Source organism: Corynebacterium sp. 21KM1197 (assembly GCF_033783015.1).
Lineage (GTDB): Bacteria > Actinomycetota > Actinomycetes > Mycobacteriales > Mycobacteriaceae > Corynebacterium.
The window spans coordinates 1,099,507-1,111,073 of the sequence record NZ_CP123907.1; the positions used below are offsets into that span (position 1 = coordinate 1,099,507).

Below are 11,567 nucleotides of genomic sequence, written 5' to 3' on the forward strand. Positions count from 1 at the left end.
CCGTGCCCTTTTTGCTCCGCACCATTGTTTCGCGTGATTCCCTGCTGGCCGGGGCGCTGATCTCCCTGGCCTTTGTGTGTAACGGCCTCACCCCCGTGGTGGTGGGGCAGGCTATCGACCACGCTATTGCCCAGCGCGGCAGCATCGCGCCGTGGTTGGGAGGGCTGGCTGTGCTCTTTGCGGCCAATGCAGTATGCGGGGCCGCCGGGCGCTGGCTGGGCATACGCGCCGTGCAGCGCAAGGACCACGAACTGCGCATGCGGGTCACCGAGCGGATTCCCCAGGTAACGCTCGCGCCCGGCGCGCTGCTCTCCATCGCCAGCGTGGACACCCGCCGCGTGGCCGATGCCGTGATGCTCACCATCTTCCCGATGGCCGAGGTGACCTCGGTGATCTACGCCGCCGTGGTGCTGATGAACGTCTCCGTGCCGCTGGGCCTAGCGGTGCTGTGCGGTGGGCCGCTGATCGTGTGGGTCTCCCTGCACAGCGCGCGCCCTCTGCGCCGCGCCGCCCTGCACCGGCAGGAGAGCGTGGGGCGGGCCTCCGCCCTGGCCGCGCACATCGTGCAGGGGCTGCGCACGCTCAAGGGAATTGGCGCGGTGGGAACCGTGGGGCAGCGCTACCGCGCGGCCTCGGACGAGGCGTATCGGCGCACCGTGGCGGCCAATGCGGCCCACGCCAGGCTCAATGCCACCACCGACACTGTGGGCTCCCTCTACGTGGTGATCCTGGCCGTGGCCGCCGCCGCGCTGGCGCAGCGGGGGACGATCAGCGTGGGGGAACTCATCACGGTGGTGGGGATCACGCAGTTCATCATTCACCCCATGACCATGCTGGGCAAAAACATCGCGTCGCGCTGGGCGGCCGCCCAGGCCAGCGCCCACCGGATCGCGGGGGTGCTGGAGGCCCCTGATCGCGCCGTGACGGGCGAGGTTCCCGAGGTAAGCGGCTTTGAGGTGCGCACGGGGCAGTGCCCCTACTCCTCCGCGCCGGGGGTGATCGTGGCCCCGCACCGCGCCGATCTCTTTGCCGGAACGGTATATGAGAACGTGCACCCCGATGAGGCCACGGCCCGGCGCGCGCTCTGGGTGGCGGCGGCCTCGGACATACCGAACAAGGACGTGGGCGAGGGCGGCGTGGCGCTCTCCGGCGGACAACGGCAGCGCGTGGCCCTGGCGAGGGCGATTGCCACCGAGACCCCCGTGCTGGTGCTCAACGAGCCCACCACAGCCGTGGATTCCGTGACCGAATACACCATCGCGCACCGGGTGGCCGAGCAGCGCGCGGGATTGCGCACCCTGGTGTACAGCACCGCGCCCGCCTGGCGGGAGGTGGCGGCGTGTTCCCGGTAGCAACCTGGGCGCAAATACGCGCGGTATTAAGGCTCCGGCCGCGCGCCGTGGCGGCCCTGGTGTTCCTCTTTTGCGGTTCCGCCATGAGCGTGGCGATACCGCACCTCATGGGCCTGATGGTGGACGCGGTGATCGGCGGCCAATCCCTCCTGCGGCTGGTCGGGCTCATGGTGGGTGCGGCGTTGTGCTCGGCGCTACTGAGCGCGGTGGGCTTCTACCTCATCTCCACCAGCGCGGAGCGCGGCATCGCCGGGCTGCGCGCCACGCTGGTGATCACCGCCCTGGCGCTGCCGGTACACCGGGTGGAGGAGGCGGGATCGGGGGACCTCGTGAGCCGTTCCACCGATGATGTCTCCGAGCTTTCCTCTGCGGTAACGGAGACGGTGCCCATCCTTTCTAGCTCCGTATTCACCATTGCGGCCACCGTGGTGGCCCTGGTGACCGTGGACGCCCAGTTCGCCCTCGTGCTGCTCGTGGCCCCGCTGTATTACCTGGGCGCTCGCCGTTATCTGCGCGTGGCACCCGCCAGGTATGCGCGGGAGCGCGCGCTGCGCAGCGATCGCGCGCGCAGGGTGCTAGAAGCCGTGCACGGCGCGGAGACGATCCGGGCCTACGGAATGGAGGAAAAGATCCAGGAGGGGATACGGGAATCCTCCCTCAAGGTGCGCGATACCGGCATCGCCGCGCGCACCACGATGGTGGTGCTCCAGGGCTGGGTCACGGTGTGCGAGTTCCTCACCCTTGCCCTGGCCCTGCTCATCGGGTACACGCTCGACCTCAGCGTGGGGGCCGTGACTGGGGCGCTGCTCATGCTCATCAGGCTGCGCGGCCCCATCATGATGTTCATGCGGGTGCTCGATACCGTGCAGTCCGCCTACGCCTCCCTCGCCCGTATCGTGGGCGTGCCGCAGGTCGAACCTCAACCGGACTCCGGGGCGGGTGCGCCGCGCGGCGTCGCGGAATTGCGCGGGGTTTCTTTCAGCTACGGCACCGGCTGGGCGGTGCGCGAGATGAACCTGCGGATCGACCCCGGCCAGAGCGTGGCGCTCGTGGGAGCCTCCGGGGCTGGGAAGAGCACCGTGGCGGCCCTTCTCGCCGGGCTGCGGGTGCCCACTCGCGGCGAGGCGCTTATCGACGCCGTGGCGGTGTCCACGCTTTCCGACGCCGAGCGCGCTGGGAGGGTGGCCCTTATCTCCCAGGAGATCAACGTTTTTGGCACACCCCGCGAGGATCTGGCTCTGGCCTGCCCCGAGGCCACCGGGGAGGATATGCGCGCGGCGCTGCGCCGCGTGGGGGCGGAGTTTGACCTGGATACCGAGGAGGCGCTGGAACCCGTGGCGGCCCAGCAACTGGCGCTGGCGCGCATACTCTTGATGGACCCGGCGCTGGTGATCATGGACGAGGCCACTGCGGAGGCCGGTTCCGCGCACGCTGGCTTGCTGGAAAAGGCGGCGGCGGAGGTTTTACGAGGGCGATCTTCCTTGGTGGTGGCCCACCGTCTTGACCACGTGGCCCTAGCAGATAGAGTTTTGGTCATGGATAACGGCGAGGTGATAGAGGCGGGCAGCCATGAGGAACTGCTCGCTCGCGGCGGGCGGTACGCGCAACTCTGGCAGGCCTGGGTGAGGGGCCGCCGCGGATGAAGCGCCTCCGCGCCGTAATTGCGTTTGTTATCGTCGGCATCATCGCCGGGCTTTCCCTGGTGGGATTCATCTCTGCGGGGCATGACGAGGAAGTGGCGGACCTCTCTCCCTTCGAGGAAACGCTGCCCGGGGAAAGTTCCGTGTTCGACATGACCTCGGCGGGAATGAAGCGTTCCCTCATTGTGTCCATGCCCACCCAGCCCGCGCCTGAGGCGGGGTATCCGGTGCTCTTTATGTTCCACGGGTGGCAGGAAAACGCGGCCCTCATGCAGGAATACACGCAGATGGATGACGCCCAGGCCATTCTGGTGTACCCGGATGGGGTTGAGCGCGCCTGGGGCGGCGGGCCGTATGCGCAGACCAATGAGAACAAGGGCGATGAGACCCTGGTGCGGGATATCATGAGCCGCCTGGAGATCACGTATCCCATCGACAGCGAGCGCGTGTTTGCCGCAGGAATGTCCAATGGCGGCGGCTTTGCCACGCTGCTGGGCTGCCGTGTCGATGACGTGATCAGGGGAGTGGCCTCGGTGTCTTCCGCCAATTACAACGGTATCCGCGATGGCTGCTCGGAGTCTCCCATTCCTATCCTGGCCATTCACGGCACCGCCGATCAGGCGATGCAGTACGAGGGCGGTACCCGGCACGGTGCCCGGTATTACTCCATCGAGGAGGCGCGCAATGCGGACGTGGATCGTAATAAGTGCCGCGAGCCGGTGAGCAAGTACGTGACTGACGTCATCGAGCGCACCGTGTGGCAGGGCTGCGATGCCCCCACGGAGTTCTACCGTATTGATGGTGGCCTGCACATCTGGGACGGCGATCCCGATGACCTCAATTCCTCCGTGCCAAAAAACTTTGCCAGCGATACGGTCCTGGAGTTCTTCGGGATCGAGCGGGGGTAGGATGGCATAGCAAAAAGGCGCGGTTTCCCGCGCCTTTTCAGTGGTCGGACTGACAGGATTTGAACCTGCGACCCCTACACCCCCAGTGTAGTGCGCTGCCAAACTGCGCCACAGTCCGCTGTGCATTATCTGCAACGAGGAAGAGATTACAGCAGTGTGCTTATTTTATTAAATCGCCAGCGCAGGAGCCGGAAATGGACTCAAACCAGGCGTGGATCAGATCGGCCGCGCGCTGGGTGGCGCCGGGAGTGGTCAGCATGTGGTTGGAGCCCGCAAGGCTGAGAAGGGATTTGGGATAGGCGGCGTGGTGGAAAATGTCCTCGGCCTCCGTCACGGGAACCACCTCGTCCTCGGGCGCGTGGAGGACGAGCAGCGGGGCCGAGGGCGGGGTGTGGGGGGAGTGTGCGGAGAGATCCGCTAAGAAGCCCTCGGGAAGCTCGACGGTGTGCCCCGCGATGGTGGCGCTGCTGCCCTGAACGTAGGGCAGAATGCTGCGGTGTGGGTCGTGCGGGCTGCCGATGGTGACGCTGGGGGCGTCGATAGCCGCCCTGAGCACGGCCGCCCCGCCGAGGGAATGGCCGATGAGCAGGCTCGGGGCCTGGTAGTGCTGCGAAAGCCAGGCGTGAGCGAGGCGCAGGTGCTCGATGTGATCGCCGAGCATGAGGGTGGGGAAGTCAAAGCGCAGGGTGGCGATCCCGTGGTGGGCCAGGCGCTTGCTGATCCGCGCTGTGGCGAGGTTATGGCGCGAACCGGCGAAGCAGTGCGCGATCAGTGCGTAGGCACGCGGGTGTTCGGGGGCGTCGAGGGTGCCCTTGGCGAAGGGGAGGGCGACGTGATGAGAGCGCATTGCCCTAGGATATGGGGGTTGTAACCCCACACGCTACGGAAGGCAGCACTCATGGGCGCATTCGACTGGTTCTGGAAGGCTATGGGCTCGGGCGCGAGCCGGAACCAGAAGCGCAGCATTGCGATCACGGAAGCCGCGGCCCAACGCGCAGAGGAATTGGCGCAGCTTGGTCGGGAGGAACTCAACGAGCGGGCGCGCACCGCGCTGGCGGGCGGCGAGCTGAAGGACCCCGCGGAGTTCCTGGCGGTGCTGGGGGAGGCCTCGCGGCGCACACTCGGCATGAGCCCGTTCAAGGTGCAATCCCAGGCGGTGCTGCGCCTGCTGGAGGGCGACGTGGTGCATATGGCCACCGGTGAGGGAAAGACCCTGGTGGGGGCGATGGCCGCCACCGGCTTTGGGCTGATGGGCAAGCGCGTGCACGTGATCACGGTGAACGATTACCTGGCGGCGCGCGACGCGGAGTGGATGAGCCCCCTGGTGGAGTTCTTTGGGGTGAGCGTGGGGGCGATCACGGAGGCGCTGTCCCCGGAGCAGCGCCGGGAGGCCTACGCGCGCGACGTGGTGTACGGGCCGGTCAATGAGATCGGCTTTGACGTGTTGCGCGATCAACAGATCACGCGGCGCTCGGAGGCGGTGCAGGCACCGGCGGACGTGGCGCTGGTGGACGAGGCGGACTCGGTGCTGGTGGATGAGGCCCTGGTGCCCCTGGTGCTGGCGGGAAGCCAGCCCGGCACCGCACCCACCGGGCAGATCATGGACGTGGTGCGCGGCTTGCGAGAAAAGGAGGACTACACCACCGATGACGATAAGCGCAATGTGTTCCTCACCGAGCAGGGCGCACACAAGGTGGAGCGCGCGCTGGGCATTGACAGCCTGTACGACGACGAGCACGTGGGCAGCACCCTGGTGCAGGTGAACCTTGCGCTGCACGCCAGGGCGCTGCTGCACCGCGACGTGCACTACATCGTGCGCGAGGGCAAGGTGCAGCTTATCGACGCCTCCCGCGGCCGCGTGGCCGACCTCCAGCGCTGGCCCGACGGCTTGCAGGCCGCCGTGGAGGCCAAGGAGGGGCTCTTGGTGACCGAGGGCGGCAAGATCCTCGACACCATTACTCTCCAGGCGCTGATGGGCCGGTATCCCCTGGTGTGCGGCATGACCGGCACGGCGGTGGAGGCCACCGATCAGTTGCGGCAGTTCTATGACCTGCGCGTCTCCGTGATCGAGAGGGAAAAGCCGCTGCGCCGCTTTGATGAGGCCGATCGCATTTATGCCACGATGGCGGAGAAGAACGACGCGATCGTGGCGGAGATCGAGTTGTTACACGGCACCGGGCAGCCGGTGCTGGTGGGCACGCAGGACGTGGCGGAGTCAGAAGCCCTGGCGGAGGCTCTGCACCGGCGCGGGATCGAGGTGGCCGTGCTCAACGCCAAGAACGACGCCGAGGAGGCCGGGATCATCGCCCAGGCCGGGCAGCCGGGGCGGGTGACCGTATCCACGCAGATGGCCGGGCGCGGCACGGATATTCGCCTCGGTGAGGGCGTGACGGAGGGGCTGGCGGTGATCGGCACCTCGCGGCACCGCTCCTCGCGCCTGGATAACCAATTGCGCGGGCGCGCGGGCCGCCAGGGCGATCCGGGCCTATCCCTGTTCTTTGTGTCCCTGGAGGATGATGTGGTGGTCACCGGCGGCGCGGGGGAGGAGATCACCGCGCAGCCGGACGCTCAGGGGCGCATTGAGCAGAAGAAGGTGCAGGACTTTGTGGATCACTGCCAGCGGGTGACCGAGGGGCAATTGCTGGAAATCCACGCGCAGACCTGGAAGTACAACAAACTTCTGGCCGATCAGCGCGAGATCATCGACGCCCGCCGGGCCCGCCTGTTGGATACCGATCAAGCCTGGGCGGAACTCTCCGAGCGCGCCCCGCAGCGCGCCGCCGAGGTGGCCGGGCTGGAATCGCGGGAGCAGGCCGCGCGGCAGATCATGCTGTATCACCTAGATAGCGCCTGGGCCGATCACCTGGCCCTGATGGATGACGTGCGCGAATCCATCCACCTGCGTGCGATCGCCCGGGAGACGCCGCTGGACGAGTATCACCGCATTGCCGTGCGCGAGTTCAAGGAATTAGCGCAGCGGGCCGTGGCGGCGGCGGTGGAGACGTTCCACGAGGTGACTATTGATGAAAAGGGCGCGCATCTGGAGGATTACGGCCTGGCCCGGCCCTCGGCCACGTGGACGTATATGGTCTCAGATAATCCGCTCGCCGGAGGTAATTCCGTTGTGCGAGGCATAGGCAGTATCTTCCGGTAACATCGTCGGAAGATGGACATATCGCTATGATGTGTAGTTAGCGTTTACCCCTAACAAGTGGAGGATTAGAAGAATGAGCGAGAACACCGGAACCGGACAGCAGCAGGTGGAAACCACCTCGGTTTTCCGCGCTGACCTGCTCAAGGAGATGGAGTCGAGTGCTCCGGCAGCCGTGAGCGCGGAGAATCTGCCGGAGGGTTCCGCTCTCCTCGTGGTCAAGCGCGGCCCCAACGCCGGTGCCCGGTTCCTGCTTGACCAGGCCACCACCACTGCGGGCCGCCACCCGGAGTCGGACATCTTCCTGGATGACGTCACCGTTTCCCGCCGCCACGCGGAGTTCCGCCTGACCGATGAGGGGGAGTACGAGGTAGTGGACGTGGGATCCCTCAACGGCACCTACGTGAACCGCGAACCGCGCAATGCGGAGACCCTGTCCACCGGCGATGAAATCCAGATCGGTAAGTTCCGCCTGGTGTATCTTTCCGCTTCAAAGTAAATCCTCCTTTCAATCCTTACCTAATCTATGAGCGCTGTAAGTAAAGCTGCGGCTACGCCAAAGCCAAAAAAGACGATGTCCATTGGGGTGGTCCTGGAGCGGTTGCGCCAGGAATTCCCCGATGTCACCGTGTCCAAGATTCGCTTTCTGGAATCTGAGGGGTTGGTGACCCCCCAACGCACCTCCTCGGGATACCGTCGGTTTACGGATCAGGACGTGGAGCGGTTGCGCTACATCCTGACCACGCAGCGCGATAATTACCTCCCGCTCAAGGTGATCCGCGAGCAGTTGGAGGCGATGGATTCCGGCCAGGTCACCGCCATCTCTCACGCTCTGGTGGCCCCGGAGAACTTCCGCACCTCGCCGCTGCGTCTCACCGACGTGGAGGTGGCGCAGAAGGCGGGGGTGGAGGCCTCCGCAGTGCAGGAGTGCATTGCCGCGAAGTTGATCAGCCCGGACGCCGCCGGGTTGTTTAGTGCCGATGACGTTACCGTGGTGAGCAACGCGGAGGCCCTGCGCGGCTTCGGCTTCGATGAGCGGCACCTGCGCTCGCTGCGCAATGCGGCCCGCCGCCAGGCTGATCTGATCGGGCAGGTGGCCGGCCCCGTGGCTAAGTCGCGCTCGCAGAGCGCCAAGCAGCAGGCGGAGGAGATGAGCCAGCAGATGAGCGCCCTGGTGGTATCCCTGCATGCCTCGTTGTTTAAAAAGGCCCTGCGGGATGAGTTGGATCTATGATTCCCATTGAATTTCATGGCGTGCACAGCACCGGCCCGGAGAACTTCTTTTGTGTGGTGTTGCGCTGGGCTCAGCGCAACAGGGTGCTGCCCCTGTGGGTATCGTCCCTGGCCGCGGCGGAGATAGAGGCCCGCGCGGCGGGCTACGAGCCGCGCCGCCCCGGCACGGTCGATCTGCTCGCGGAGACGCTTCAGGCCACCGGGGTGGCGGAAATAGGCATCACCAGTGCCTTTGAGGGCGTCTTTGTGGCCACCATCACCCTTAACGATGGCACGGAGTTGGACGCCCGCCCCTCGGACGCCCTCATGGTGGCGCAGGCATTGGAACTGCCCTTTGGGGTGGCCGAGGAGGTGCTCACGCAGTTTTCCTTCTTCGCCGCCGATGATGCGCTGAGTGAGTACTTGCACGTGACCTTCGGGGAGGCGGAGGAGCCGGTTTCGGCCTCCGGGGACGCGCAGGCGGATGCGGATTTTGAGCGCATGATGCGGGAGTTGGGGGTCTCCGAGGAGGATCTTTCGGGTGACACGGATGTGACGCGGGATGACAATGATGGAACTTAGCCCTAAACTTCAAGTTGAGGTTTAAGTTTGGGGCGTGTCGCGCGTGATTCCTGTGTCCTTGGGATAATCTTGGCCATGAGAAAAGCGACACCAATACATCATGGGAGTACCGAGCGTGAGCAATATCCAGGATCGTCCTGTGCAGGAATCACTCTTTGACTTAGGTCCGGGTGAGGAGGTGGGCTACCGTGTGCCCATCGCCTGCCAGGTCGCGGGGATTACGTACCGCCAGTTGGATTACTGGGCCCGCACGAACCTGGTGAAGCCCTCCATTCGCGGCGCGCAGGGCTCCGGCTCGCAGCGTCTTTATTCCTTCCGCGACATCCTGGTGCTCAAGATCGTTAAACGCCTGCTGGATACCGGCATTTCCCTCCAGAACATCCGCCTGGCGGTGGAGCGCCTGCGCGATCGCGGCGTGGACGATATTGCGGAGATCACCCTGGTTTCCGATGGCACCACCGTGTACGAGTGCCACTCCGCCAACGAGGTGATCGACCTCCTGGGCGGCGGTCAGGGCGTGTTTGGTATCGCGGTGCCGGGGATCGTCAAGGAACTCTCCGGCACCATCGCCGCCTTCCCCTCCGAGCGAATCGCGGAGGTAGGCAACGTGATTGCCGTTGATGAACTTGCGGCCCGTCGCCGGGCCCGCAAGACCTCTTAAAGATTCCGGGTGGCGTCCGCCTGCTCGCTCAGAACCTGATCCACCTGATCTCCCACCTGCACAACCTCCAGGGAAACCTGGGGGTTTTCTAATGCGCTGGCCAACTGGCGGCCAAAGGCGGCATCATCCAGATCCTCCGGGGCGGTACCCGAGGTGAAAAGCACCACGCGAGTGGGTTGGCCGGTGGCCTGGGCTTGCTCGGCGGCGGTGCGTAGGGCCGCAAGCACGGAGGTGCGGGTCAGCGGGATACCGTCGGTGCCAAAGCCCTGGAGCACCGGGGTGATCTCCTCGGCGGGGCCGAAGGGAACGTTATCGCGCCAGGGGCGGGTCACGCCCGGATTAAGCGGGGAGGAGTAGTTCCACAGCGCCACGGGCTGGCCGGTGGCCTGGGCCTCGGCGGTCAGGGCGGCGCGGGCGGCGTCGATCTGCGGGGCCATTCGCTCGGAGGTATCCAAGAGGAAGAGGGTTTGTGCCGCCGCTTCCTGCTGCTCGGCCTGCTCCGGCGCCGCCGGGTAGGCGGCGGCCGTGGCGGCGTCGATAGCCTCCTGGGAGATTCCCTCCTGGGGGCTAAGAGCGATGGCGGCAAAGGTGAGTTCGGCGTCGGGCAGCGGGGTGAAGGAGCGGCCCTCCGGGTTGGTGGTGGCGGTCACGGCCAGGGGCACGGCGGGATCCTCCGGGGCGGGTGCCTGGGCGTCGCGGGAGGTGAGGGCCTGGGCGGCCGCGGGATCCTGGGTAAGCGCCAGGGCCGCGGCGTGGGCCACGGCGGGGTCGGGGCCGTAGAACACGGCCTGCGGATCGACCTCGGTGGTATCCGGCTGCGGGGTGCTCAGGCCCACGGGGGTAGAACCCACGGTCTGGGCCTGGCCGGGAATGCGGCTGCGGCCCTGCTCCGCCAGGAGGGCGTCCGTGGCGGGGGTATCCATGCCCACGTACAGGGCGGCCTGGGCGGGGGAGTCCACGAGCTCGGGGGTGACGCACTCCGCGGAGAAATCGCGCAGGAACATGTCCGCCGCACCGGGATACTGCTCCGCGACGGGGAGGACCACGGTGTTCTCGCAGCCCTCGGCCTGGGTGGTCTCGGCGGAGTCATCCTTGTGATAGAACAGCCACCACACGATGGCGGCTATGACGAGAATGATGACGATGATCGTGGTGATCGTCGCGCCATAGCTCTTGCTTTCTGATCTATGTTGGCCCGGCACCCGGAAACCCTCCCTTTTAGGTAGTCTCACTTTTAGCTAGAAGTTTAGCGTCTTTGACTCTATCAACAATCTCCACCAGGGCCTTCCGGATCGGCTGCGCGCTGCGCGCGAGATCGCGCTGGCGGCGCACGTACTCGGCCTTTCCCTCCGTGGTCTCGATGGCCACCACCCCGAAGCCCAGGTCGCGCACGTCGTAGGGGGAAGCCTCCATGTCCAGGACGCGGGCGCGGCGGGCGAGCACGAAGGCGTCGAGAAGCAGGTGCCCGGGAACGAGGGGGCCGAGCTTGTGCGCCCACTTGTAGAGGTCCATCGTGGCGTGCACGCAGCCGCACTGATCGTGGTTCACCTGCTCCGTGCGGCTGAGCACCGTGAGGTTGAGGGGGCGTGCGGGCGGGGTGAAAAAGCGGAAAGCGTCATAATGCGTGCAGCGCAACTGGTGCCGCTCCACCACCTCGTTGGTGGCGGCGGCACCCAGGCGCAGCGGAAGATCGTGGCGCGGGGTGCCGTGATAGACCATCGCCCACTCGTGCAGCCCAAAGCAATCAAAGTGCGCTGGGCGCTGCCCGGAACGGGAGAGCAATTCCCCGATTTTGGCCACGCCCTCGCCGCGCCGCCGCAGGAAGGATTGCGTATCGACGCCCACCGCGTCCACCCCGCAGTAATCCTTCCATTGGGCGTGGGGAGCGGGGCCCTCAAGCACGGTGCCCAGGCCAGGGTGCCAGCGGCGCAACTGGCCAGGGCGCACCTGGTAGTAATCGAAGAGGAAGTCAAAGACCGGGTGCTTTTCCTGCCGCTGGCGCCGCCGCCGGTGCTCCTCGGTGAGAGAATCGGCGCGGCGCTCGTGGGCGGCCATGAGGGG

General features: G+C 66.2%; 11 protein-coding genes and 1 tRNA gene. 8 read left to right on the forward strand and 4 right to left on the reverse strand.

Going from position 1 to position 11,567, the window contains the following annotated elements; genetic code table 11:
* Positions 1–2 precede the first annotated feature (2 nt).
* From OLW90_RS05350 to OLW90_RS05360, 3 genes are read left to right on the forward strand one after another with little or no spacing between them, the layout of a single operon-like run.
* Entirely contained in the window at positions 3–1,352 is a 1,350-nt protein-coding gene (locus OLW90_RS05350; RefSeq protein WP_319651711.1) for an ABC transporter ATP-binding protein, read from the forward strand.
* Positions 1,340–2,995 (forward strand): ABC transporter ATP-binding protein, encoded by a 1,656-nt coding sequence (locus OLW90_RS05355; RefSeq protein WP_319651712.1) that lies wholly within the window; start codon positions 1,340–1,342, stop codon positions 2,993–2,995. Before OLW90_RS05350 ends, OLW90_RS05355 begins: the two co-directional genes overlap by 13 nt.
* Positions 2,992–3,900 (forward strand): alpha/beta hydrolase family esterase, encoded by a 909-nt coding sequence (locus OLW90_RS05360; protein WP_319651713.1) that lies wholly within the window; start codon positions 2,992–2,994, stop codon positions 3,898–3,900. The genes OLW90_RS05355 and OLW90_RS05360 overlap by 4 nt, the downstream gene beginning before the upstream one ends.
* Before the next feature lie 41 nt (positions 3,901–3,941).
* On the opposite strand, the gene OLW90_RS05365 is transcribed toward OLW90_RS05360, so the two are convergent.
* Together OLW90_RS05365 and OLW90_RS05370 are read right to left on the reverse strand one after the other, a co-directional pair.
* Positions 3,942–4,018, reverse strand: a tRNA-Pro gene (locus OLW90_RS05365).
* A gap of 42 nt (positions 4,019–4,060) precedes the next feature.
* Positions 4,061–4,747, reverse strand: a complete 687-nt coding sequence (locus OLW90_RS05370) for an alpha/beta hydrolase family protein (RefSeq protein WP_319651714.1) — start codon at positions 4,745–4,747, stop codon at positions 4,061–4,063.
* A gap of 51 nt (positions 4,748–4,798) precedes the next feature.
* Here OLW90_RS05370 and secA2 point away from each other — a divergent pair, with 51 nt between their 5' ends.
* The 5 genes from secA2 (at position 4,799) to OLW90_RS05395 (ending at position 9,506) form a co-directional block, all read left to right on the forward strand.
* Entirely contained in the window at positions 4,799–7,054 is a 2,256-nt protein-coding gene (gene secA2, locus OLW90_RS05375; RefSeq protein WP_319651715.1) for an accessory Sec system translocase SecA2, read from the forward strand.
* Positions 7,055–7,127: 73 nt separating this feature from the next.
* The gene (gene odhI / locus OLW90_RS05380; RefSeq protein WP_319651716.1) at positions 7,128–7,550 is read left to right on the forward strand and encodes an oxoglutarate dehydrogenase inhibitor Odhl; all 423 of its coding nucleotides are present in this window, start codon (positions 7,128–7,130) and stop codon (positions 7,548–7,550) included.
* Positions 7,551–7,625: 75 nt separating this feature from the next.
* Positions 7,626–8,285: a MerR family transcriptional regulator gene (locus tag OLW90_RS05385; protein WP_319651717.1), complete on the forward strand. Its 660-nt coding sequence runs from the start codon at positions 7,626–7,628 to the stop codon at positions 8,283–8,285.
* Entirely contained in the window at positions 8,282–8,845 is a 564-nt protein-coding gene (locus OLW90_RS05390) for a bifunctional nuclease family protein (RefSeq protein ID WP_319651718.1), read from the forward strand. The genes OLW90_RS05385 and OLW90_RS05390 overlap by 4 nt, the downstream gene beginning before the upstream one ends.
* A 115-nt stretch (positions 8,846–8,960) precedes the next feature.
* The gene (locus OLW90_RS05395) at positions 8,961–9,506 is read left to right on the forward strand and encodes a MerR family transcriptional regulator (protein WP_319651719.1); all 546 of its coding nucleotides are present in this window, start codon (positions 8,961–8,963) and stop codon (positions 9,504–9,506) included.
* On the opposite strand, the gene OLW90_RS05400 is transcribed toward OLW90_RS05395, so the two are convergent.
* Positions 9,503–10,708, reverse strand: coding sequence for a VWA domain-containing protein (locus tag OLW90_RS05400; RefSeq protein WP_319651720.1), 1,206 nt, complete (start codon positions 10,706–10,708; stop codon positions 9,503–9,505). The genes OLW90_RS05395 and OLW90_RS05400 overlap by 4 nt on opposite strands.
* 16 nt (positions 10,709–10,724) lie before the next feature.
* Positions 10,725–11,561 (reverse strand): 3-methyladenine DNA glycosylase, encoded by an 837-nt coding sequence (locus OLW90_RS05405; protein ID WP_319651832.1) that lies wholly within the window; start codon positions 11,559–11,561, stop codon positions 10,725–10,727.
* Between the last annotated feature and the right edge of the window lie 6 nt (positions 11,562–11,567).

Bases quoted from the DNA above. Each gene is read 5' to 3' on its own strand.
- OLW90_RS05360 (WP_319651713.1), top strand. From the start codon at position 2,992: ATGAAGCGCCTCCGCGCCGTAATTGCGTTTGTTATCGTCGGCATCATC.
- OLW90_RS05370 (WP_319651714.1), bottom strand. From the start codon at position 4,747: ATGCGCTCTCATCACGTCGCCCTCCCCTTCGCCAAGGGCACCCTCGAC.
- secA2 (WP_319651715.1), top strand. From the start codon at position 4,799: ATGGGCGCATTCGACTGGTTCTGGAAGGCTATGGGCTCGGGCGCGAGC.
- odhI (WP_319651716.1), top strand. From the start codon at position 7,128: ATGAGCGAGAACACCGGAACCGGACAGCAGCAGGTGGAAACCACCTCG.
- OLW90_RS05385 (WP_319651717.1), top strand. From the start codon at position 7,626: ATGTCCATTGGGGTGGTCCTGGAGCGGTTGCGCCAGGAATTCCCCGAT.
- OLW90_RS05390 (WP_319651718.1), top strand. From the start codon at position 8,282: ATGATTCCCATTGAATTTCATGGCGTGCACAGCACCGGCCCGGAGAAC.
- OLW90_RS05405 (WP_319651832.1), bottom strand. From the start codon at position 11,561: ATGGCCGCCCACGAGCGCCGCGCCGATTCTCTCACCGAGGAGCACCGG.